The 22,909-nt window shown below is 45.2% G+C and carries 18 protein-coding genes and 1 pseudogene; 13 read left to right on the top strand and 6 right to left on the bottom strand.

Annotated elements, in window-relative coordinates; all coding sequences use genetic code 11:
• The first annotated feature begins 189 nt into the window (after nucleotides 1-189).
• The 6 genes from BAZ21_RS16130 (at nucleotide 190) to BAZ21_RS16105 (ending at nucleotide 8,386) form a co-directional block, all read left to right on the top strand.
• Complete coding sequence (locus BAZ21_RS16130) at nucleotides 190-1,461, top strand: ABC transporter substrate-binding protein (RefSeq protein ID WP_068502754.1); 1,272 nt, start codon at nucleotides 190-192, stop codon at nucleotides 1,459-1,461.
• Between the two features lie 63 nt (nucleotides 1,462-1,524).
• Nucleotides 1,525-2,511, top strand: a complete 987-nt coding sequence (locus tag BAZ21_RS16125; protein WP_084011700.1) for a carbohydrate ABC transporter permease — start codon at nucleotides 1,525-1,527, stop codon at nucleotides 2,509-2,511.
• Between the two features lies 1 nt (nucleotide 2,512).
• Nucleotides 2,513-3,334: a carbohydrate ABC transporter permease gene (locus BAZ21_RS16120; protein ID WP_068502749.1), complete on the top strand. Its 822-nt coding sequence runs from the start codon at nucleotides 2,513-2,515 to the stop codon at nucleotides 3,332-3,334.
• A gap of 38 nt (nucleotides 3,335-3,372) precedes the next feature.
• Nucleotides 3,373-5,733, top strand: a complete 2,361-nt coding sequence (locus tag BAZ21_RS16115; protein ID WP_068502746.1) for an alpha-L-rhamnosidase-related protein — start codon at nucleotides 3,373-3,375, stop codon at nucleotides 5,731-5,733.
• Nucleotides 5,734-5,778: 45 nt separating this feature from the next.
• Nucleotides 5,779-7,119 carry a glycoside hydrolase family 30 protein gene (locus BAZ21_RS16110; protein WP_068502743.1) on the top strand — a complete coding sequence of 447 codons (1,341 nt, stop codon included), beginning with the start codon at nucleotides 5,779-5,781 and terminating at the stop codon, nucleotides 7,117-7,119.
• A 166-nt stretch (nucleotides 7,120-7,285) separates the two neighbouring features.
• Nucleotides 7,286-8,386 carry an RDD family protein gene (locus BAZ21_RS16105; RefSeq protein WP_068502961.1) on the top strand — a complete coding sequence of 367 codons (1,101 nt, stop codon included), beginning with the start codon at nucleotides 7,286-7,288 and terminating at the stop codon, nucleotides 8,384-8,386.
• Nucleotides 8,387-8,786: 400 nt separating this feature from the next.
• On the opposite strand, the gene BAZ21_RS16100 is transcribed toward BAZ21_RS16105, so the two are convergent.
• The gene (locus BAZ21_RS16100) at nucleotides 8,787-9,644 is read right to left on the bottom strand and encodes a LysR family transcriptional regulator (RefSeq protein ID WP_068502740.1); all 858 of its coding nucleotides are present in this window, start codon (nucleotides 9,642-9,644) and stop codon (nucleotides 8,787-8,789) included.
• 202 nt (nucleotides 9,645-9,846) lie between these two features.
• On the opposite strand from BAZ21_RS16100, the gene BAZ21_RS16095 reads away from it, so the two are divergent.
• Nucleotides 9,847-10,284, top strand: coding sequence for a nuclear transport factor 2 family protein (locus BAZ21_RS16095; protein ID WP_007432328.1), 438 nt, complete (start codon nucleotides 9,847-9,849; stop codon nucleotides 10,282-10,284).
• Between the two features lie 65 nt (nucleotides 10,285-10,349).
• Here the strand turns inward: BAZ21_RS16095 and BAZ21_RS16090 are convergent.
• Together BAZ21_RS16090 and BAZ21_RS16085 are read right to left on the bottom strand one after the other, a co-directional pair.
• Nucleotides 10,350-10,508, bottom strand: a pseudogene (locus tag BAZ21_RS16090) (PEP-utilizing enzyme); the annotation flags it as partial.
• A gap of 330 nt (nucleotides 10,509-10,838) precedes the next feature.
• A complete protein-coding gene (locus tag BAZ21_RS16085; protein ID WP_084011695.1) occupies nucleotides 10,839-13,094 on the bottom strand; it encodes a glycoside hydrolase family 127 protein in 2,256 nt (751 codons plus the stop codon).
• Nucleotides 13,095-13,224: 130 nt separating this feature from the next.
• On the opposite strand from BAZ21_RS16085, the gene BAZ21_RS16080 reads away from it, so the two are divergent.
• The 6 genes from BAZ21_RS16080 (at nucleotide 13,225) to BAZ21_RS16055 (ending at nucleotide 20,960) form a co-directional block, all read left to right on the top strand.
• Complete coding sequence (locus tag BAZ21_RS16080) at nucleotides 13,225-14,118, top strand: helix-turn-helix transcriptional regulator (RefSeq protein WP_068502729.1); 894 nt, start codon at nucleotides 13,225-13,227, stop codon at nucleotides 14,116-14,118.
• Nucleotides 14,119-14,230: 112 nt separating this feature from the next.
• On the top strand, nucleotides 14,231-14,686 hold the full coding sequence (locus tag BAZ21_RS16075) for a PTS sugar transporter subunit IIA (RefSeq protein WP_068502726.1): 456 nt from the start codon (nucleotides 14,231-14,233) through the stop codon (nucleotides 14,684-14,686).
• Entirely contained in the window at nucleotides 14,687-15,004 is a 318-nt protein-coding gene (locus tag BAZ21_RS16070; RefSeq protein WP_068502723.1) for a PTS fructose transporter subunit IIB, read from the top strand.
• A gap of 57 nt (nucleotides 15,005-15,061) precedes the next feature.
• A complete protein-coding gene (locus BAZ21_RS16065; RefSeq protein ID WP_068502721.1) occupies nucleotides 15,062-16,174 on the top strand; it encodes a PTS fructose transporter subunit IIC in 1,113 nt (370 codons plus the stop codon).
• Nucleotides 16,175-16,252: 78 nt separating this feature from the next.
• Nucleotides 16,253-18,946 carry a mannosylglycerate hydrolase gene (gene mngB, locus BAZ21_RS16060; protein ID WP_068502717.1) on the top strand — a complete coding sequence of 898 codons (2,694 nt, stop codon included), beginning with the start codon at nucleotides 16,253-16,255 and terminating at the stop codon, nucleotides 18,944-18,946.
• Nucleotides 18,947-18,992: 46 nt separating this feature from the next.
• The gene (locus BAZ21_RS16055; protein WP_068502715.1) at nucleotides 18,993-20,960 is read left to right on the top strand and encodes a BglG family transcription antiterminator; all 1,968 of its coding nucleotides are present in this window, start codon (nucleotides 18,993-18,995) and stop codon (nucleotides 20,958-20,960) included.
• 74 nt (nucleotides 20,961-21,034) lie between these two features.
• Here the strand turns inward: BAZ21_RS16055 and BAZ21_RS16050 are convergent, their stop codons facing one another.
• From BAZ21_RS16050 to BAZ21_RS16040, 3 genes are all read right to left on the bottom strand, one after another.
• Nucleotides 21,035-21,436 carry a type II toxin-antitoxin system death-on-curing family toxin gene (locus BAZ21_RS16050; protein ID WP_068502709.1) on the bottom strand — a complete coding sequence of 134 codons (402 nt, stop codon included), beginning with the start codon at nucleotides 21,434-21,436 and terminating at the stop codon, nucleotides 21,035-21,037.
• A complete protein-coding gene (locus tag BAZ21_RS16045) occupies nucleotides 21,433-21,696 on the bottom strand; it encodes an AbrB/MazE/SpoVT family DNA-binding domain-containing protein (RefSeq protein WP_068502706.1) in 264 nt (87 codons plus the stop codon). Before BAZ21_RS16045 ends, BAZ21_RS16050 begins: the two co-directional genes overlap by 4 nt.
• 580 nt (nucleotides 21,697-22,276) lie before the next feature.
• Nucleotides 22,277-22,723 (bottom strand): AbrB/MazE/SpoVT family DNA-binding domain-containing protein, encoded by a 447-nt coding sequence (locus BAZ21_RS16040; RefSeq protein ID WP_068502702.1) that lies wholly within the window; start codon nucleotides 22,721-22,723, stop codon nucleotides 22,277-22,279.
• Nucleotides 22,724-22,909: the final 186 nt, after the last annotated feature.

Genomic DNA, 22,909 nt, shown 5'->3' with positions numbered 1-22,909 from the left:
CATTTTAAACTGAACAATTGGAATCAATCCAGCCTTTCTCTAATGAAAAGGCTGGATTTTTGTTTAACAAATAAAAAAAGTGCTGGAGAAATGGAAGCGTAATCAAAATTTTGATCATGGGATTTAGAACGCATAAAGACTAACATAATAACAAGAACAACATGTCAATATTCCAAAAGGGGATTTATTATGAAAAGAAAAATTGGAAGCGTATTCCTGAGTGTAGTAATTGCTTCAGCTGTGGCGCTCGCCGGATGTTCAGACACAAGCTCAAAAAGTGAGGGAGCAAATGAAACCAATACAGTAACTCTACAAGTATGGGGCGATCAAGGCAACCAATCCGTAACTGAACAGGGATTCAAAAAAATCAATGAAATTTTTATGAAAAATAACCCGGGTATTCAGATAGATTTCCAATATACAGGAACGTTAGAGACTATAGATACTGCTGTAAAAGCTAACTCTTTGCCAGATGTCTTCTATGTACAGGGAAACAAAACGCCTAAGATGGATTTGTATGTAAAAAGCGGGGCTCTTCTTCCTTTGGACGATTATAAGTTGGATACAAGCCGTTATCCAAAAGAAGCTATTGAATATGGAACGGTGGACGGAAAACTCTATACTTCGCCACCTTCCTTTATGGATTCGCAATTAATGTTTTACAACAAAGAAATTTTTCAGGAGTATAACCTGGAAGTTCCAAAAACATTTGATGAATTTGTGAAAGTTGCAGATACGTTAAAATCGAAAGGAATTACCCCTGTTGCTATGCCAGGCAAAGATGCTTGGTCCAGGTTGTGGATCGCATTTAGTCTACTTCCTGCGCTAGGTAATGATGCACTTCAAGCTGTTAATCATGGAAAAGGAGACTTCTCCGATCCTGGCATCGTTAAAGCGTTCCAAACGATTCGTGATTTTGCCGACCAAGGTTATTTTTCAAACAACCTGGGTTCCGTAGATACTGCTGGAGCCCAGCTGGCTTTTACGAACGGAAAAGCAGCTATGATAGCAGATGGAACATGGAATAATTCAACTTACGAAAGTTCGATGAGCAATCTTGGACGTTTTTATATTCCAGGGACGGATGGTAAGAAAACAGCACCTCAAAGTTTGAGTAATTTAATGACTTATGCAGCTTCGGCAAATACAAAGCATCCGAAAGAAGCTGCAGAGTATATCAAATTTTTAGCAAGCCAGGAAGCGCAGCAAATTTTTGCAACGGAAACGGGCGCAGTACCTATTATTGATGATATTAAGCCAAAAGATGAAGGTGTAAAGGAAATGGCTGCCTATGATAGCCTTGGAGATAATATTTATACGGTTTTGACAAATGTTTCGACTGATGAAGTCAAGCTCACTGATATCTTTTTAGAAGAAGTAATGCCTAAGCTCCTGACAGGCAATATGACAGGGCAGGAAGCAGCAGAGACATTGAATGCTGCATTAGCAAAAACGAAATAAACTTTATGTAGGAAGGCTCGGTTCAGGCCGAGTCTTTCTATATCTTAGGGAGTGACGAAACATATGCAATCCATAAAGAATACACCAAATTCACAATTTGGTGTTCAAACTGGAAAAGTATCATCATTCATTGAATGGCTGAAGAGACATCCATACATGTGGTTTATCGCACCAGGCTTCATCCTATATTCCATGTTTGTCATTTATCCTATTGTTTCAGCGGCAATCATGAGTTTGTACTATTCAAACGGATTTGGAGATTCAAAATTTGTTGGTTTCCAAAATTATATTGAATTATTTACCACCAAGGAGTTGTATAGCCAATTTTTAAATGCCTTTAAGAATAATGTGTTCTTGTTTGTATTAAATATTGTTCTTGTTTTACCTGCACAGCTGTATCTAGCCTATTTGATTCATACGAAGATACGTGGGTATCGTTTTTTTCAAACGATGATATTTGCGCCACAATTTATTACCTCGACGGTTGTCATTTTTATGGGTACATTGATTTTTGATCAAAACATCGGGATTTTTAATCATGTATTAACGCTGGTGGGACTAGAGAATTGGGTGCAAAATTGGCTGGGTATTCCAGGGAAAGAGATGTATGTTGTATTTTTGATTAGTACCTGGAGTGGCATTGGTTTTAGTATGATTTATTTTATCGGAGCCATGAAAATGCTGCCTGAAGAAATTTTTGAAGCTGCATTTTTAGATGGGGCCGGTTATTGGGGAAGATTTTTTCATATTGTGATCCCGTTGCTTCGAACAAGCATCATCAATGTGGTAATTATTAGTTATATTTTTTCCATGACAGTGTTTGATTATAACTATATGCTTGGTGGCGTATCTGGAGGTACTGACCACTCTATGGACGTTATGACTCTCTTCTTCTATAGAGTTGCTTTTGGCTCTAACGGAGCTATGGGAGGAACCGTCAGTGCCAACTCCATAGGAATGGGAACTACGATTGCATGTGTAATGTTTGTTGTAATCCTTATTGTGGCTCTGGTTCAGCTTAAACTTTTGTCTGGTAAGGAGGAGAACTAATATGTTCCGAAGCGAACGGCAATATGTAAGCCAAGCAATCCTGTTTTTGTACTGTTCATTTACTGTATTTGTTCTAGGATATTTAGTGTGGAACTCGTTTCGGACAAAGAAAGATGTTCTAACAAATACTATAGGATGGCCTAAGGAATGGAGCGTTCAAGCTTATATTGATATTTTCAAAGAGGACCATTTTCAATTTAACATCTTTAGCAGCGTCATCATTTTGATCGGTGCCATTGTGCTCATCATTCTTCTTTCTTCCATGGTGGCATATGGATTAGGGATATACAAGTTTCGTTTTAGACAAGGAATTATGCTTTACTTTCTACTTGGATTGATGTTTCCGATGCAGCTAGGTATTGTACCCATCTTTTTGATTATTAAAAATATGGGACTGATGAATAGTGTGTGGGGAGTTATGCTGGTTATGGCAGCGGGAATTTCCACGCCTGTTCTTATGCTGACTCATTTTTTCGCAAAATCGCCCCGTGCCTTGTATGAATCGGCAAAGATAGATGGAGCTGGAGAATGGAAAATTTTTTGGAGAATTATGTTCCCGTTAGCCTCTCCAATTATTGTGAGTTTGTGTATTGTCATTTCCGTAGGTATTTGGAATAACTTCTTTGTCCCGCTCGTCCTGTTGCAAAATGACAATGTAAAAACAATCCCTCTTGCTATCATGAAGTACACGAGCAATCTTATGATGAATATGGACAGCGCTTTAGCTTCTTCTGTTCTTGCCACGATTCCTATCTTAATCGCGTTTTTCTTTTTGTCGGATCGTATTATTGAAGGTGTAGCAACTGGCGGTGTAAAGGAATAACCATCTGAGGATTGTATGTAGAAGGAGCTGTCAAAGAGATGCTAGTAAACTGGGAAGAGGAAGCTAAATGGATTTGGACTCCTGATTGGACAATAGATGATGAAAACAAGGTAGGAAGCTTCGTTTATTTCCGCAAGACGTTTAATTTGGAAAACGGACCCCATCAAGCCGAAATCAAGGTTTCAGCGGATAGTCGATATCGGCTCTTTGTTAACGGAATCTCTGTCAGTTTCGGTCCATGCAAAGGAGATCGTTTCACCTGGTATTATGAAACGGTAGATATTAGCTCATTTTTGAGGGAAGGAGAAAATGTAATAGCGGCTCAAGTCTTACGATATTCACCTATGCAGGAAGGTAACGAGTCCGTGTGGAGGACACGTTTGGCTGGGTTATATGTACATGGCATCATCAGAGACTCTGCTGGTCATATGGTCAATCAGCTCCATACGGATGAGTCTTGGCGCTGCATAAAGGATACAGCCATTTCCCTTTCTCAGGGTATATATACCGTTTTTTTGGGTATCACGGAGGAGGTAGATGGATTAAAGCTTCCTTTTGGATGGAATGTAAGCGGATACGATGATGGTGATTGGCTTCCTGCCTCCCCTTACCGGTTTGATACTTTACATGGCGCTCTGAAGCCTTGGGTGTTAACGGAAAGGGCAATTCCTTTGATGAAGGAGGAAAATCGACGATTTTCAAACGTTCAGAGAGTCATGGATTCGGAGGTGCCAACTGAGGCGTGGCTTGATCTATTGTATCGTGATGTTCCATTGACGATTCCTGCTCACAGTAGGGTCATTGTTGAGTTGGATGCTGGGGAATTGACAACCGCATTCTTGCAGTTTGCCATGAGTCAGGGGGCAGGAACCAAAATCTCTTTGTTGTGTGCTGAATGTTATGAACAGGAGCCTAAACTAGTACCTTGGATGCGCGATAAGGGAGACCGAACAGATAGCGTAACTGGCTCCTTATACGGAGATGATGACGTATATCGTGTAGCGGGAATGAGAGATAAATTTGAAAGCTATGAACCGTTTTGGTTTCGCACATTCCGTTATGTACGTATTGAAATTGAAACCAATGGACAACCACTCACGCTGCATCAGCTAGATTATCGCGAAACGGGTTATCCCCTTGAAGTTATCGGTCATTTTAACAGCTCAGATAACTCATACTCGAAGCTATGGGATATTAGTTTACGGACGCTACGGCTGTGTATGCACGAGAGTTATGAAGATTGCCCTTATTATGAACAGTTGCAATATGCTATGGATACGCGCTCCCAGATTCTATTCACGTATAATGTGTCGGGAGATGACCGTCTTGCACGGAAGACGTTTTATGATTTCCATAGCTCATTGCTTCCTCAAGGGTTAACACAATCTCGCTATCCATCTCATGCGCCACAGGTTATTCCTGGTTTTTCATTATATTGGATTCATATGCTTCACGACCATATGATGTACTACGGAGACATTCAATTAATGAAGAGATACAGGTCTTCGGTAGATGCCGTATTAGACTACTATGATCGAATGCTTGACGAGCGTGGGCTGGTTGGCGCAATGCCAAGCCAATATTGGTCGTTCATTGATTGGACAGATGAGTGGAAAGAATCATTTGGTGTTCCTACCGCCTCTCATTATGGAATACTTACCATTCATAGTCTTATGTACGCGGCGGCCCTTCGGAAAGCTGCGGAGATGGCAGCCTTTGTCGACAGGGAGGGCGTTGCTTCCGAATATAGGGGAAGAGCAGAACGCATCTGTACAGCTGTAGTTGCAAATTGCCGTTCAATGGACAATTCAGGTTTGTTTACCGATGGGCCCGGTGTAGAACTGTTTAGTCAGCAAACACAAATATGGGCTGTCTTGTCTGAAACCGTAAAAGGGGAAGAAGCGAAGCAGCTTATGGAGATCACTTTAGCAAATGAGTCCATTCCCAAAAGCTCCTTTGCCATGTCATTTTACTTATTCCGTGTATTGGCAGCGACTAATCTGTATGATCGCGTACACTCACTATGGGAGCCGTGGAGAAAGATGGTTGACCAAAACCTGACTACGTGGATGGAAGATACCGTGAGTCAACGAAGCGACTGCCATGGATGGGGAGCCGTACCTCTTTATGAGTTTACCTCGGAAATTCTAGGCGTGCAGCCCGAGACACCCGGATATAGCAGCATTCGGGTTCGCCCAAGAGTAGATCATCTGACATGGGCAAAAGGACAGGTTGCCACTCCGAAAGGACTGGTAAAAGTAGAATGGCACCATAGTGAAGGGGAATTTTCAGTCCAGGTTGATGGACCGGAGCAAACGCCATTGACGCTCATTTTACCTGACGGAAATATTCAACATTTTAAAAGTGCAGCATCTGTTCAATGTATCTTGAAGCTATAGCAGGGATAACGGATTAAACTTTTATAAGTGGGGGAGCAAATAGCTATGAATATAAAATTGGTTAAGACCACCTATCAGGATGATCGCAAGAATACGGATCAAGAAAAGATAGATTTCTCGCCTGACCAAGGTGTCGAAATGAAGGTTGTGAATATCTATCCTGAAATGGAGTATCAAACGTTTGATGGCTTTGGTGCAGCGATTACCGAGGCTGCAGGCCACACCTTTTCCTTAATGAGTGAGGAAAGTCAAAAGCACATACTGGATGCTTATTTTGGACCTAATGGGAACCGCTATAATTTACTTCGAACTCATATCGATAGCTGCGATTTTTCCTTGGGACAATATGCCGCAGTGAATGATCCGGAGGATAGAGAGTTCAAGTCTTTCTCTCTGGAGCGAGATGAACAGTATATTATTCCTCTTTTAAAAGAGGCGCAGCTAACAGCCGGCAAATCATTAAGCGTGATGTTGTCACCTTGGTCACCGCCTGACTTTATGAAAACAAATGGCCAACGAACCCATGGAGGGTCCCTGAAACCCGAATATAGAGCATTCTGGGCTGATTATATTAGCCATTACGTTAAAGAATACCGTAAAAAAGGCTTCAAAGTAGATATGCTCACAATTCAAAATGAACCCAATGCGGTACAAACATGGGATTCTTGTTTGTATACGGCCGAAGAAGAGAAAGAATTTTTACGCGATTTCTTATATCCTTCGTTAGTGAAAAATGGTTTACAGGATATCGAGGTTCATATTTGGGATCACAATAAAGAAAGAATGTTTGAACGGGCGTGTACGATCATTGATAAAGAGACAGATAAAATGGTCAGTGGAGTAGCTTTCCATTGGTATACAGGTGAGCATTTTGACGCCATACAGCTTGTGCATGAAAAATTTCCTGACAAGAAGTTAATTTTTTCAGAGGGTTGTGTGGAATACAGCAGGTTTAGTTTGGCTGGACAATTAGAAAATGCCCAAATGTACGCCTATGACATCATTGGGAATTTGAATGCCGGAATGACGGCCTTCATTGACTGGAATCTCATTCTCAATAAAGAAGGCGGTCCTAACCATGTAAACAATTTCTGTGATGCCCCGATTATGTGCGACACAGAACAGGATATCGTGCAAGAAAAGCTTTCTTTTACGTATATTGGCCATTTTAGTCGCTATATAGAGCCGGGAGCCAGACGGATTGCTTCCACAAAATATACTGACAAGTTACATCTGGTATCCATGAAAAATCCTGATGGGTCCATTGTGGTTGTTTTGCTTAACCGTTCGAATGAAGAGGTACCAGTAGCATTACGGATGAAAGGGCAAGTAGCGGAGTTCTTGGTACCTGCTAATTCGATTGTAACTGGATTCATAGAAATATAAATTGGGAATTATGAACGGAACCTAGGCTATCCAAGCTTAGGTTTCTTTTTTGGAAGGATATTTAAACAAAACTTAGTGGACACAGGCCTGAAATTACGTTTGACAAAGAAATGATGTCAATGGTTAAATTTAACTGGAATTTAAATTGACATTTGAGGTGTATCATTTGGAGGAACATGATTTAACGAAAAATCCATCTAGTGCAGCTCCGGGAGAGTATGCGGCTCATGGCAGCTATCGTCGACCGGAACCGGATAAGATGGCAGTATTATCGAAAACGTACGGAGTCTCTATTTTTTTCAGAAGATGGGCGGCCTGGATGATCGACTTTATCCTTATCGTCTTCGGATATGGAGGACTGGTTTATTTTGCGGCAGAACAGGCAGCTGCTGTGGGAACCCCAAATATGGGCATGGTATTCGGCATCTTCCTGATGGGCTCCTTCTGCTATTATTTGTTGCTGGAAGGACTTACTGGCTATACGCTGGGCAAGTTTGTACTTCGTATCCAGGTTGTGAATGGAGAAGGAAGACCGCCGGGCATGGTTAAATCGTTGATCCGTACCCTCATATATCTGGTGGATACGAATCCGCTGCTTTTTTGGGGGCTGCCCGCCGGTATATGTGTGCTGGCGACACCCAAAAAACAACGGCTTGGCGATATGGCTGCAAGTACATATGTTGTTAAGGTGCGGGATCTGAGAGCTGTGGGAAGAAAAAAAACCGGGATTTTTGTAGGAGCAATCATCCTAATGACGATCGCCTCGGTCGTCTTTGCTGTATCCGTTATTTCTTCGCTCGTTACACAAATTGTGAAGCCCGAGGTTTTTGTCAGCAAGGATGATCAGTTTGCGGTTACAGCCCCGTGGAACTGGTCACGGGATGATACGATGAATGAAGATGCAGATATCTCGATTCAAAATAAATTAGCAGAAAAATATTCGATCGTGTTATCTGAACCGAAAAGCGATTTCGACAGCAGTATGACTCTGCAAAAGTATAACCAGATCATCCAAGATCATATAGAATCGGGGCTTACGAACCCACAATCGGGGAGCACTTCTGACATTGTGGTGAATGGATACCCTGCCATCGAATTTACCCTCAAAGGAGAAGTGGAAGACACTCCAATTATGTATAACGTGACCACGATTGAAACACCTTCACACTATCATCAAGTGCTAGCTTGGACCTACGCTTCCCGATACGGCCGGGCAGAGCAGGAACTGCGCAAGATTAGAGACAGCTTCCGCGAAGTTAAACGTTAGCGCTACCTATGATGTTAAGCTATAAGGAGTCCCGCCAACATTTTAACGAAAATATACGCTAAGCCGTCGGATGTGACCGGCTTAGCGTTCAGATCATAAGTTTGTTTAGTATAATTTTAATACCCCCCCAAGTTTTAGTCCTATATACCCATAATAACTTTATATATCAATAGATTTTAAATAATGATCGAAACTAAACAAGTGATAAATACATGACTTAACAATTTGTTTTTTTATATTAACAAAAATACGTTTTTCATAAAACCAGCAAGGGAGAATTGCGTCACAAAAAAATGACACCATTCTCCCCTACAGCTTACTTTAATATTCTCCTTTTATTACAAAAAACGAGCCCGAATGGTTCCAGCTAGTTTAGACTTTTGCCTGGCGAACTTAAACTTCACATCCACTCCTTAGCATGCTTTTTTATTAATGAAATCATACTTTTCATTGATGGTGAAAGCCATTTATCTTTGTGGTAAGCAAGGTACGTTGAAACTGCGGTAAGATCAGATTCGACCTCTTCCCCGATTAATTTATGGCTTTCCAATTCCTCTTGTACCGAAAAATAAGGAACCATGGATATTCCTAAACCGCTCCTAACACATTGTTTAATCGCTTCGATGCTCTGAAATTCCAGACTTTCTTTAACTTTTAATTTCTTGTAATGGATATATTCATTAAAAACAGCCTTATAACCGCAACTACGTTCGGTATAAAGTACAGCCCCCAGTTCAAGATTCTTTTCAAGAGTCGGGCTGATGATCACCATTTTTTCTCTCATCAGCTGTTCACAGTGGAGTTCGGGCAATTTCCATCCATCACTTTCCAATACTAATGCAATATCGATTTCTCCTGTTTGAAGACAGGCCATAATATCTTGGAAATCAAGTGTTTTGAGGGATAAATTCACATTCCGATATACTTTTTTATACTCGACAAGAAGAGATGGGACGCGATGAATCATAAGTGATTCCGATACACCCAGTGTAAGATCACCTGTAGGTTCGTTGTCTGTCGTTAAAGCTTGATCGTATAATTCAATGATTTTTAAAGCGTAAGGAAGAAACTGTTCTCCGTAGTGGGTTAGCACGACTTTTTTACCCAAACGATCAAAAACAGGTTTTCCGATCTCAGCTTCCAACTCCTTGATATGTGCAGTGACGGAGGACTGGGCGTAACCTAGATGCTCAGCAGCTTTTTTAAATCCGCCTTTTTCAACAATAGTTTTCAGGGTTATGAGATGACGAAGCTCCACGTTTTCACACCTTTGTATGTAAAATTTATGACATGACTATAGTTCATTATTAATGAACGTTTAATTCTAATATATCAATTTTACTGCACATAAAACTCTGATTTATAATGTACCTGTCTGCAGACAACAATTCAACCTAAGTTTATCGGACGATGTGATCCTGCCAGGAACCCGAACTCTACAAAGGAGTGTGAATTCAAAAATGGACAACACAGGCAAGAAGAAGATTATTGAACACTTCCTCAGCCTTTATGGGCAAGGTCGTTGGGGGGACCCTCAGAACACGGAGCCGTTGAATGCACTACTCGACATGCTCACCGATGATGTCGAGTGGTGGATGAGCGGACTTCCACACCCCGGGTTCGTCTCCAAGGATGAATTCCGATCGATGCTGGCCCCGCTGAACGACATTACTGACGGGCCACTTCAGATCGTCCCTACCGGTTGGATCATCCAAGGGGACCGTGTGGCAGTGGAGGCCTACTCAACGATGAAGTTGAAGAGTGGACTTCGCTATCAGAACCATTATCATTTTCTCTTTGAGCTCCGGGGCGATAAAATCGCCGTCTACCACGAGCATCACGACACGGCCCACGTTAACGACGTATTAGTCAATATCACGGGTGACGCCGGGAAATAAGCAAAAAGGATGAGTTTAGATCCACCGTTTGCCGAATGTGAATCTTGCTCATCCTTTTTCAACCATTACAATATTTCAATGTACCCTTCTGTTCCATTCACGCGAATGCGTTGCCCGTCTTTGATCAGCCCGGTAGCATTTTCCACTCTGACAACTGCCGGCAAGCCATATTCACGAGCGATAACGGCTCCATGGGTCATCAGTCCGCTATAAGGGGTAAACAGAAAAAAGCATTTTGCATAACTCGATTCCAGTTGTTCGCGGCTATACAGGATATAGACGGACAAATTCATTCCAATCTATATCCTGCTAATTGAAAGGCACTCTCTGGATTTATGCAAAATGCTCATATATAAGCTTAACTTAAAAAAATGAACATCAAAACGGAGTAGGCGGAATGGTGCTGTACAAGCGGAGCGGTCGCTTTCAAAGCTTTCCGTAGGAAAGCTCGCTTCGGAAGCATCACCTTCCCCGGATTTCTACCGATGGAAGACTTTATTCCAGAAATCCGGGGGCGGTGGCGATGGGAAGCACTATCCGCCTGCGTAGTGGCGCTATAGGTAACTTTTGATGATCCGCAATCCGACGACTTTCGCCACCTTGCCTTGCGGGTGGGCTGTAAATCGAATCGTAACTTCATTCTTTTGACTCGTTACGGACTGAGGAAGCTCATAGGCAAACGTTTCAAACTTATTCATTTCCTCCGACTCCAGCTTGCCTTCTCCTAACATCTGACCATCTGCGGTGATGTCAAAGTCATGATGGGGACGGTCGGAGTCCTTCAGATAGGTCACTGCTAATTGGACAGGCTCATCCGGGAGGACCTTCATCACAAAAGAGAACCAGCCCCCAGGCCATGTATCGCGATATTTGCGGTTATAGATGGACCCCAGGCCTACATGTTCCCCAGTAAAGGCATGATCGCGTTCAGGCTGCATTTCCGCAGGCTGCACAGCATCGACCGTACGTCGTTCCAGCTCCAGCTGGTACGCTAACGCGGTACGGTATTCTGCCTCCGCTAACGCCCATTCCTCCGTGGAGAAAAGGTCCCAGTAGACGGTATAAAAACGATCATATAGCTGATAAAACGGACGAAGCTGCAAGTCTCCAACATAGCCCAAGTCATTCATACGGAATGTATTGGGCTCATTCTCATCAGGAACCAGCTTCGAGGTCAATGAACCTGCCGATCCGATCAGCACAGATGCCAGCAGGTGCTCCTCGTTGGCTTCCTGTGCGACAGGGCCGAGATCTCCAGCTAGCACAAGCGGGCCGTACATAAAGGCAATCCGGCGCGGATTGTCCGGCATTTCCTCGATTCTTACGGTCATAGGGATGTCATACTCGACCGTATCTCCGTCCTTCCATTCTCGTTCGATCACCACGTAGCTGGTGGGACAAGTCTCGGCGGTGAACGCTTCCCCGTTGATTTTAATGATCATGCCTTGTTCCGCCCAATGCGGGCATCTCAGCTTGATTGTGAAGGATTGTGGCTCCTTGCTGATGACGCGCAGCGTTCCCCGTCCAGTTTGCGGGAAGAGAGTTTCTTGCTTGAGCTGTACATCCATCTCGTCCCACGTTACGGTAGAAGGGACATATTGATTAACATAGATCGTTTGTGGCGTGTGAAAATAGATGGCCGTGCCGTACATGGAATGGCTTTCCATACCGGACCCGACACAGCATGTAAAATCCTCATATTGAGAATTGAAGGACTTGTGTCCACCCATTTCCAGTGATACAAAGTAGCATACGCGCCCATCAACAGGCTGCTGTGAAGCCAAAATATGATTGAACATCGCTCGTTCATAGTAGTCGGCATAGGCTGCGTAGGCGTCCCATTCGAACATATGCCGCGTTAGTTTCAGCATGTTGTAGGTGTTGCAGGTTTCACAGGTGCCTTCGCCCAAACGGTCATTCAGCTTCCCCGGTTCACCAAAATGCTCATTATAGCTATTACCGCCGATCACGTAGGAATGCTTGTGAACAACCCGATCCCAGAAAAAGCGGGAAAGGTCTGCATAGTGGGGTTTGCCTGTCACTTCATATTGCCGTGCAGCGCCAATGATTTTGGGAATCTGTGTATTGGCATGTCGCCCTGCCAGCGTATCCCGGCTGTCTGCGAGGTCATTCAGCACCTCGCCATGATAAAAGCGTTCCGCCAGCTTCAGGAAGCGCTCTTCCCCGGAATGCTCTGCCAGATCGGTCAGCACCTCGTTCATACCGCCAAATTCGCAATGCAGCACCCGCTGCATCTGCTCATCATCCAGTCCTCGGAATACGTCCTCCAGCCAGTCGCCAAGCTTGATTTCCATAGATAGAGCTTTGGGATGATGAGCCAGCAGATGGGCATCACGCAAGCCGGCGAACAGTTTATGCATCGTATATAGCGGCACCCAGCCCCCGTTCAGATCAAAGCCCTGGGAGCGAATATCCCCTGCTTTTACCTCCTCAAAAATCTCCTTTCCGCGCGGAATACCGGAAATGTATCCGTTTCCATGATTGTTTTGACATATTTCCAGCTCGTCGATGACATAGCTTACCCGTTCGAGCAGTCTTTCGTCGCCTGTGGCGGCATACATCAGCGAACAGCCGGATAGGTAATGTCCGAGTGTGTGTCCACTGATGCCACGCGCTTCCCAGCCCTCATAATGAGCGGCTTTGGACTCCAGCCCCGCATATTCACGAAAACGCGATAACAAACGATCCGGTTCCAGGCTGAGCAGATAGGCGGCATTCAGTTCCATCGCATGGTAGAGTGGACCGGAATCAATGCTTACTTTATGCAAGTCAAAAGCTTGTGCTTTCAAAATCATCGCTCCTTAGCTAAGATGAAAGTGTATATTTCTCCACTACATTAGCATTGCAATCGCGGTATGTCAGTAGCTTAACCATACAATGGGTGGACAAATCCGAACTTGAACCTAAAGAGGCGATAAAATGACTTATCTGAAAGTAAACGTGGATGCACCCGTTCAGCTGATCTCGGCAGGCGAGTTTATTTCCGAGGTGTCATGGAAGCATATGAGTCGTTCTATAGAGAACTTCGAGCTGATCCTTGGCGTTCATGAGAAAGTATACATACGAGAGGAACGGGAGCATTTTGAGATAGGAGAAGGAGATATGGTGCTGCTTTATCCTGGTCGCACACATGGAGGATATCGGGAATCGTTGCCGGGGGTTAAATTCTATTGGTTTCATTTCGACGTTCCCGCAACCCCGAATGTATTATCTAACGAGGAAATGAAGCAGGAAATCCATACGATGGAGGGGCTTTTGCAGCGTCACGGCGTGGTGCGGGATATCTATTTACCACAATGTGTACAGGCAGGGAACGGAGATCGGATTCATATCATCGTCAATCAAATTTTACACGTAGCCAACTCACATTATCTCACGCATCACAGTGCCAATTATTTGTTCACCTCGCTGTTAATTGAAATATCGGAGCTGGCTCTCGGTCGTCTGATCAACAGTCCTGTCAGCCCGCAGGGGAATGTGAGCTTTAACAAGATTATCGAGTGGACCCGGATTCATGCCGAAGAACCGCTGACGGTGACGGATATAGCCCGAAAATTCAATTACAACAAGGATTATATTTCACGTTTATTCAAGCAAAATACAGGCATGAGGCCCTTGGACTTCATTCACAGTATTCGGATTAACAAAGCCAAGGAGCTGATTTCACGTACAGATATGAGCATTAGGCAGGTCGCAGAAGAAGCGGGGTACACGGATGAGAAGTATTTTATGCGTTTGTTCAAAAAGAGAGTCCATATGACTCCTTCGCAGTACCGGAATGCCTATCATAAAACATTTATGAACAATGTCTAACGTATTTCCGCTTGGATAGGGAAATTTTATAGATAAAACATGAGAGGAGAGTCAGCTAGAATAAACTTGTAAGCGTTTTATTTATAGATAGAAGGGAGGAGAGACATCCACCATGATTACTAGAGAACAGATTTATCTGGATGAGAGGCTGGAGACCAAATCGGCTGTGTTTGAATTTATTGCCCAGGAGGCGGAGAAGCTGGGTGTCACCATCCATAGAGAGCAACTGGTGCATGATTTATGGGAGCGGGAGAACGTGTATTCAACAGGCCTTCAAGATCAGTTTGCCATACCTCATACACAGAGCGAAGCGGTCACAAGACCCGCAGTTCTGGTTATACGATTGAAAAACAGCATTGATTGGGCGTCTCATGACGGTAAGCCTGTCCAGTATATTTTCAGTATTTTGGTGCCCAAAGGCTCCGTGGATGTATCCCATCTGCAGATTATTTCCTCACTCGCAACCCTGCTTTTGGAGGATTCCTTCAAAGAGGCGGTAGCGGGCGCCAAGAATGGCGACGATGTGTATCATTTGCTCGAGCAGTATACAGAAGGGTTGGTGTCATAAATGAAAATTGTAGGCGTTACATCGTGTATTGCAGGTCTGGCTCATACTCCAATGGCGGCAAAAGCACTGGAAAAAGCAGCGGCCCAGCTCGGTCACGATATTAAAGTGGAGCAGCAGGGCGCACTGGGACAAGTGAATAAGCTGACGGAAGAAGAGATTTTAGCAGCGGACTTTGTACTGATTGCCTCGGATCAGACGGTGAAGGATGCGGAACGTTTTGAACATAAAAGAATCGTTCGTGTCAAAATCGGTCATGCGGTCAACAATGCGGAAGCGGTTCTCACCAAAGCGGTGGAAGCCATCTCTGCTCAAAAATAATGGATACATCCGATTAGCCGTTGAATTACAGTAGTACTCAAAATGGGGGAGAACATGATGAAAAAATGGCTGAGTGAAGCTAAAAAGCATCTGATGACAGGCATATCTTACCTGCTTCCGGTTATTATTGCAGGCTCCTTGATTGTGGCCGTGTGTAAAATTATCGGTCTGACGATGGGGGTCACCGACTTTGGCCCATATGCTGATAAGAGCGGCTTTCTTCATATTTTATATTTGGTCGAAAATGTAGGCTGGCGCGGAATTGGGCTCCTGAACATGGTGCTGGCCGGATATATCGCCTACTCCATAGCCGACAAGCCTGCGCTTGCTGCGGGGCTGATCGGGGGCGTGCTGGCACAGGAGACGAACGCTGGCTTTCTGGGCGCGCTCATTGCAGGTTTTTTTGCCGGCTATATTACGCTGTGGGTGAAAAACAAGGTGAAGATCACAGGCCCGGCCGCAGGCTCTGTCCCGCTCATTATTTTGCCGCTGATTACCGTGGGTTTAACGGGAATTCTAATGTCCGTCATTTTGGGCGGGCCACTGAGTGCGATTAATGAAGGGCTGGTCAACTGGATTAAGCATATGAGTGAAAGTGGAACCAGTACCCTGGTGCTTGCCTTGATTTTGGGAGCCATGATTGGGTTCGACCTTGGCGGTCCAGTCAATAAAGCTGCCTGGATGGCGGGAAATGCGTTATTCCTGTCAGGCGTGTATCTGCCCAATATTTTCGTCAACATTGCTATTTGTATTCCACCACTGGGCTATGGTCTTGCAACCCTGATTTTGAAGAAGCGCTTTTCCAAAACGTATCGGGAGGCTGGAAAAGGCTCTGTCATCATGGGCGTTATCGGAATTACCGAGGGAGCGATCCCGTTTACGCTGCGTAACCCTGCCAAGCTGATTCCACTGAACATGCTTGCCTGCGCCGCAGGTTCCGCACTAACAGCTCTGCTGGGCGCACACGTCATCATGCCTCCGATTGGCGGTTTATATGGCGCAATCTCCGTAGGGACTCCGTTTGCATATCTGGCTGGGGGAATTACAGGTGCATTAATCATTGTGGCGGGTACGCTACTCGTCAACTTCCGTGAGGAAGAGCAGCAGGCTGAATCGAAGGAAGCGTCTGTCAAGAAAAATGGAGAAGATATTGAGCTGGTATTTGACTGATGGGAAGCACCATCCGACTGCGCAGTGGCACAATATGAAAATTTTAAGTTCAGCTTATATAAATAGAAGATAGACAGCATGGAGGGAGATCGAGATATGAGCCGTACGAAAGTACATGTCATTCCACATACTCACTGGGATCGGGAGTGGTATTTTACCACTTCCAGATCCAAGGTCTACTTGGTGAAGCATGTGAAAGAAGTGCTGAATGCGTTGGAACATAGGGATGGGTTTAAATATTATCTTTTGGATGCCCAAGGGTCCCTGTTGGATGATTACATCAAATGGTGCCCGGAAGACGAGGAACGCATTCGCCGTCTTGTGACGGACAAACGCCTGATGACCGGGCCATGGTATACGCAGACAGACCAATTGGTGATTTCCGGTGAATCCATTGTGCGCAATCTGTATTATGGCATGGAGACAGCGCAGAAATATGGTCATGCGATGAAGGTCGGTTATGTGCCGGATGCCTTCGGCCAGTCAGCACAGATGCCGCAAATTTATCAGGAGTTCGGCATTCGGCATTTTCTGTTTTGGCGCGGGGTGGCAGACAATACGAATCCGAAAACCGAGTTTTTGTGGAAGGGCTCGGATGGCAGCCAGGTGTTTGCCGTACAAATGCCGTTCGGCTACTACTATGGAGGCAACATTCCAGAGGAACCAGGGGAACTGGAGGCATATCTGGACAGTCAAATCGGTGCGCTGGAAGCAAAAGCGTCCACCCGCCATGTTTATTTTCCCAACGGCTTCGACCAGGCACCGATTCGCCTGAATCTGCCGGAACTGATCCGCACGTTCAACGAGCTTGACCCGGAACGGGAATATGTGATGAATGAGCCGGAGCGTTTCCTTGAAGAGATTGAAAAGGACAGCAGCGATCTTCCTGTACTGGAAGGAGAGCTCATGGAAGCGAAGCACATGCGTATCCACAAGTCCATCTTTTCAACGCGCGCAGACCTTAAGCAGCAAAATAACGAGATCGAGAATCTAATCGTAAATACGCTGGAGCCGGTACTGTCGATCAGTCATGCACTGGGCCATGAATATCCTCATCAGATCGTGAAGGATATATGGAAGCTGTTGTTTGAAAATGCGGCTCACGACAGCATCGGCGGCTGCAACAGTGATACGACGAACCGGGATGTGGCCTTCCGCTACAAACAGGCACGGGATATCGCGGAAAATCTGTTGGAGCTGCACAAGCGACTGATTGCTTCCAGGATCAAGCAGGAGGAGACATTTGCCTTTACCATCTTTAATACGTTGCCCTACCCGCGCAAGGGAGTGACGGAAATCGATGCTTACTTGCCGGAAGGCGGCTTTGTCATTCGGGATACGAACGGGCAGCGGCTTCCATATACGATTACGGAGAAAGTGGAACAGACAGACTACGTGCTTGGCCAGCATATTGATCTGAACCCGAGCAAAAAAGTGTACCTGCCTGAGCGTGTATTCCGTGCCAAGCTGCTGGTGGAGCTTCAGGAAGTACCCGCTATGGGGTATACGCAGATTGTTTTTGATTTCAGTTCGACCGGGGATGCCATAGCAGAACGCAGCAATGGGAGCTGCATTGAGAACGAATTCTATGCTGTAGCTGTACAGGATAACGGGGCACTGCGTATTACGGATAAAATCTCGGGACGTGTGTATGCGGATCAGATGGTATTTGAGGAAAACGGAGATGACGGAGATTCCTACAACTATTCTCCGCCAGAACGTGACCTTACGATTTCTTCGCTTGGTGCTGATGTAGAAACCATCACCTCGAAAAGTCCGGTAGCCGAGGAGCTGTCCCTTCGGATGAAGCTAAAGGTTCCGCATGATTTGAAGGAACGCGCCGCTGCTTTGACTTCCGCCATGCTGCCGCTACAGGTGTCGGTTTCCCTGCGGAAAGGTGAACGCCTGATACGATTCTCGGTGGAGGTGGACAATCGGGTGCTCAGTCACCGATTGCGGGTGTTATTCCATACCGGGATTGCCTCCAGGCTATCTATTGCGGATCAGCCGTTCGGGGTCATTGCCCGTCCAACGACGCTGGAGGAGGTAAAGGTATGGGAACGGGAACAGTGGACAGAAAAACCGATTACCATTGAAGCGATGCAAAGCTATGCTGCGCTGAACGACGGTTCCCGTGGAGTAGCCGTGCTGACCGAAGGCGTACGGGAATATGAAATCATAGGTCCTGACCATGATACAATAGCGCTAACGTTATTCCGTACTTTCGGGTTTATGGGCAAGGAAAACCTGTTGTACCGTCCGGGACGTGCTTCGGGAGAAAAGATCGTAGAAACGCCAGATGCGCAGCTGCTCGGCGAGCTCTCATTTACGTTTGCCCTGCATGTGCATGAGTCCGGGTTTGATGAGGCAGACATTGCTCAAGCGGCCAAGGAATATTTAACACCGTTGTCCAGCTACCAGCTGTCTGATTTTCTGAACGGTCGGTTGATATTTGCCTTCCGTGACGAAGAAAGAATATTCGAGCAAAGCTATAGCCTGCTGTCTTTTGGCGAGGATTCGAATGTAGTCCTGAGTGCATTCAAGAAAGCAGAGCACAGTGAGGGCTATATTGTACGTGTATTTAATCCATATTTGGATAAAAACACGACTGCACGCATTACATTCGGCGAATCGGCCCACTACGAGCTGGCCTCGCTGGATGAACGCTCCAAGGGAGAAGCGCTGGCCTCGTCCGATGCGGACGGTGCACAATTGCCGGAATTGGAGCATTGCAAGCTGTTAACGGTACTGGTAACCCCAGAATTGAAGTAACACAGAAGCCAAATACGGCTTATCGGAAAGGAGGTCTTGAATTTACATGATTTTTCCCTACAAACGCTTGAAAAAGCTGTACCAGCTCGTCAGTGGAAATGATCAAGGCTGGTCTTGGACCACCAAAGCGCTGGCGGAGCGGCTGGAAGTCACGGAACGGACGATCCGTGATGATTTCAAAAAACTGGGCAGTATTCTGAATGAATACGGAGCGCGTCTGGAATCCAAGAGGGGAATCGGCTATACGATCCTGGTTGATGATCCCGACAGATACCGATTTTTCGCTGAGGAAGGTCAGGAAGAAACGGAAGTAAATCAGCCGTTACCAGGAGCACCCGAAGAACGCATACGGTATGAGCTGTTCAAGCTGCTGAATGCGGGGGAATATGTAAAGATGGAAGACCTCGCCGATGAGCTGTATATTAGCCGGGCAACTATGAATAATGATTCCAAGATCATCCGTCGGATTCTGGAGGATTATAGCCTCACTCTGCGTACCAAGCCGGGACATGGTGTGAAGGTGGTCGGGGAAGAGAAGAATATCCGTTATTGTCTGGCTGAATATGCCGACGTCCGCGATGAAGAGGGACAACGCAGCGGCATGCCTTTGGAGCAGCAACAGCTATTCCAGGGATTGGACCTGTCGCAAATCCGCACCATTATCCTAAAGCATTTGCGGCCCCATGGCATCAGGATGGCTGATTTGGCCTTGAAGGATCTCATCACTCATCTGGCTGTCATGGTGCTGCGAGTGAAGGAAGGGCATGGATTAGAACGTTTTGAGACCGTGACGGGCAGTCAGCGGGATATGGAATTGGCTGCCACCATTCTGAGCGAGATGGAAGAAGCCTTTGACATCACCTGTCCTGCAGGAGAACTGGATTACATTCTACTGCATATCGTTAGCAAAAAGATGGCGGAGACCGAGTGGGAGCGTCTTCAGTCTGACCAACTCTTTTTGGCAGTGCGCGGGATGCTGGTATTTGTCTACGAACGCTTTACCTATGATTTGCGTGATGATGAACGGCTGTCCCGGGATTTATTTGTGCATTTGAAGCCGATGCTGACCCGGCTGGAGCATGGTATGAACATGCGCAATCCGCTGCTTGGACACATCCGCAAATATTATCCGCTGGCCTATGAGATCACAGTGGGTGCGGTTAAAGAACTGCAAAAATCATTTCCGTATGACATCAACGATAACGAAATCGGTTATTTGGCGCTTCATATCGGTGCAGCATTGGAGCGCAAATACAATATTCCTCATCGGCGTCGGAAAACGGTGCTGCTGGTGTGCGGCTCCGGCTACGGAACCGCCCGCATTCTGGAATCCAGACTGCGTTCCCTGTTTGCCGAGCTGGACGTATCCCGAGTGGTCTCCCTTCGGGAATACGAGGAAATGCCTACCGTCGATGAAGATCTCATCGTATCGACCATCCACTTGCAGCAGCGCAAGAACAAGCCGTCGGCGGTGATCAGCCCGATTCCTTCGGAACGGGATATGGAGACGATGACGCGGATGGTGCGTGCCAGCGACGAGGAGCAGGAAATTTCACTGCTGCGGTATTTTGACAAGGAATGGTTTATGACCCGATCCGATCAGCCGGACAAGGATGCACTCATTGAAGAAATGAGCAGTATTTTAAAGCAAAAAGGGGTTGTGACCGACAAGTTCCTGCCAGCAGTCAAGGAGAGGGAGAAACTGGGATCTACTGCACTGGATCGAGGCATGGCTATTCCCCATCCCCTGGAGCTCAGCTCTAATCGAACGGTCGTAAGCGTATGCTTGCTGGAAAATCCAATTCGATGGGATGCCAACCATGAGGTTCACGTGGTATTCCTGCTGTCGATCTGCAAAGAGGACTACGAGCAGGCCATGGGAATCTATGATCTGTTTGTAGAACTCATTCGTCAGGAGGAAACGCTGGAACGATTAAAGCATTGCCACTCCTTTGATGCCTTTATGCTAATTGCACGCCAGGTGCTTGCGGTGAAGAGCAATGACTTTCATTGAGCGCTGACCAGCCTGTAGTCTCACGATATGAAGCAATATAAAAGAGATCGTTCGCGATCTCTTTTTTCGGTTCACTAGTGTAATGTGGATGAGTGGAGCTCAATTAATAAAGCGAGTTGATCCAACGAAAATTTATGATTAACCATATCGACAGTAAAATCTTCGGCTGCTTTCTGATCCATTTTAAATTGAAAGTTATTGTAGCGCAAAAAAATGAGCAATGCAGTAAAGGCCGTTCGCTTATTTGCATGATGGAAAGGATGGTTTTGTCCTAGAGATTCAAATAATGCGGCTGCTTTGCTGAATATTGTGGGGTAAGCATCTTCACTAAATGTCGATGATTGAGGACGTAGAACAGCAGACTCAAGCAAACGGGTATCTTTGAAGCCGATTTGTTCGCCTTTATTGTATCTTTCAATCATGGCAACATGAATAGCTATAACTTCTGGAATGGTTAAAAAACGAATGCTGCTCATCTATCCTTAAGTCCTTTGAGGGTTTCGTCATATGTATCCATTACGTGAGAAAGGGTTTCAAAAAAATCATCACTTAACCCCGAGGGCAGAGTTATTCTGTTCGATTTTTGTATGATGATTTGTCTGCTCGTGTGATCTACTTCAACCTGAACTGTATCTCCCATGCCCAGTCCGAGCTGCTTAATGGCTTCTGTCATCGTAATCCCTAAGCTATTTCCGAATTTAGTAATTTTACGCTCCATTCCAATCACCTTACCCATATTTTGTCTTCCTTATTATATTTTTCAACTGTTATAACAATTATACATGTTCTCATGGTATTTAAACATATCTTTTAATTCAGTTTTTATACCTTATTGAAATAGCTTATCAGGCGTATGCCGCAGGGTATTTGGAATTTTTGATGATCAGAATTTACTACAAAAGCCCTTCCGGCCTCTCATGAGAGAAGTGGAAGGGCTTGGCTTTTGTTTATACCCGTTGCACAGTAAACTCGAATTCCAGCTTTTGATCGACTGAAATCTGGTAGACCATGGAACAAGCCTTTGATATCACTTGTCCCCCAGGAGAGCTGGATTATATTTTGCTGCATATTGTTAGCAAAAAAATGGCGGAAACCGAGTGAGAGCGTTTGCAGTCTGATCGGCTCTTTTTGGCGGTGCACAGGCTGCTGACATTTGTTTACGAGCGCTTTACCTATGATTTGCGTGACGATAAACGGCTGCGTGATGCGCTAGCATCACGGCTATTCTTATTGTATCATCATACAACAAATCCATGAGGATGGAATGTCTGCACATGATTATCCAAGGTATTTACTTTAAAATCCGATCGATACTCCTATAATAATTTTTTCAGCTGAGATATTCGGCCTTGTGACACGCCAAGCCATACGGCATATTCGCTCTGCTTGGCTTTTGGATGTTCACGCATGAGCTGTTGTAGACTTTTAAGCAATTGTAATGAAGACCGATGGACTTTATGTTCTTTATACGCAGGTTCCTTAACAGCAGGGGTAGGAACGGGACTAACACCTACGTTCCCCTTCATGTCGAGTATACATTGCTTACATAAAAGTGAACTTTTGAAATAGCTTAAATCCTGGGTCGAATTGCATAATTTACAGGAAAGCCCGTTATACTTTCCAACACCCATAAAACCAGATTCAGTATCCAGATAAAATTCTAAAGGGTCGCCAATTTCAATTCCCATCGAGGCCCGGATTTCTTTGGGAATAACAATTCGGCCTAACGTATCTAAAGGACGTGTCATACCTGTTCTCTTCATTTGATATCCTCCTAAATGATTTTGAGCCTATACGTACAGTTTTTACATATCAGGGAATCCTTAAAGTGGCTTAATTCCTCGCTTGAATTGCAAAATGTACAAGAGTGTCCCGAGTATTTGCGCAGGGCTATCGTCCTCGATTCAGCATCTATAAAAAATTCCACAGAATCATGCGGAACAATGTTA

Origin of the sequence: Paenibacillus kribbensis (genome assembly GCF_001705305.1) — a bacterium.
GTDB lineage: Bacteria > Bacillota > Bacilli > Paenibacillales > Paenibacillaceae > Paenibacillus > Paenibacillus kribbensis_B.
Note: the sequence above shows the minus strand (reverse complement) of the source record. Positions and strands in the feature narration are given on the sequence as shown.

Excerpts from the sequence above, each read along its gene's own strand:
- BAZ21_RS16070 (WP_068502723.1), top strand. The coding sequence starts at position 14,687 with ATGAAAATTGTAGGCGTTACATCGTGTATTGCAGGTCTGGCTCATACT.
- BAZ21_RS16095 (WP_007432328.1), top strand. The coding sequence starts at position 9,847 with ATGGACAACACAGGCAAGAAGAAGATTATTGAACACTTCCTCAGCCTT.
- BAZ21_RS16075 (WP_068502726.1), top strand. The coding sequence starts at position 14,231 with ATGATTACTAGAGAACAGATTTATCTGGATGAGAGGCTGGAGACCAAA.
- BAZ21_RS16115 (WP_068502746.1), top strand. The coding sequence starts at position 3,373 with ATGCTAGTAAACTGGGAAGAGGAAGCTAAATGGATTTGGACTCCTGAT.
- BAZ21_RS16125 (WP_084011700.1), top strand. The coding sequence starts at position 1,525 with ATGCAATCCATAAAGAATACACCAAATTCACAATTTGGTGTTCAAACT.
- BAZ21_RS16130 (WP_068502754.1), top strand. The coding sequence starts at position 190 with ATGAAAAGAAAAATTGGAAGCGTATTCCTGAGTGTAGTAATTGCTTCA.
- BAZ21_RS16045 (WP_068502706.1), bottom strand. The coding sequence starts at position 21,696 with ATGGGTAAGGTGATTGGAATGGAGCGTAAAATTACTAAATTCGGAAAT.
- BAZ21_RS16050 (WP_068502709.1), bottom strand. The coding sequence starts at position 21,436 with ATGAGCAGCATTCGTTTTTTAACCATTCCAGAAGTTATAGCTATTCAT.
- BAZ21_RS16080 (WP_068502729.1), top strand. The coding sequence starts at position 13,225 with ATGACTTATCTGAAAGTAAACGTGGATGCACCCGTTCAGCTGATCTCG.
- BAZ21_RS16120 (WP_068502749.1), top strand. The coding sequence starts at position 2,513 with ATGTTCCGAAGCGAACGGCAATATGTAAGCCAAGCAATCCTGTTTTTG.
- BAZ21_RS16110 (WP_068502743.1), top strand. The coding sequence starts at position 5,779 with ATGAATATAAAATTGGTTAAGACCACCTATCAGGATGATCGCAAGAAT.
- mngB (WP_068502717.1), top strand. The coding sequence starts at position 16,253 with ATGGAGGGAGATCGAGATATGAGCCGTACGAAAGTACATGTCATTCCA.
- BAZ21_RS16040 (WP_068502702.1), bottom strand. The coding sequence starts at position 22,723 with ATGAAGAGAACAGGTATGACACGTCCTTTAGATACGTTAGGCCGAATT.
- BAZ21_RS16065 (WP_068502721.1), top strand. The coding sequence starts at position 15,062 with ATGAAAAAATGGCTGAGTGAAGCTAAAAAGCATCTGATGACAGGCATA.
- BAZ21_RS16055 (WP_068502715.1), top strand. The coding sequence starts at position 18,993 with ATGATTTTTCCCTACAAACGCTTGAAAAAGCTGTACCAGCTCGTCAGT.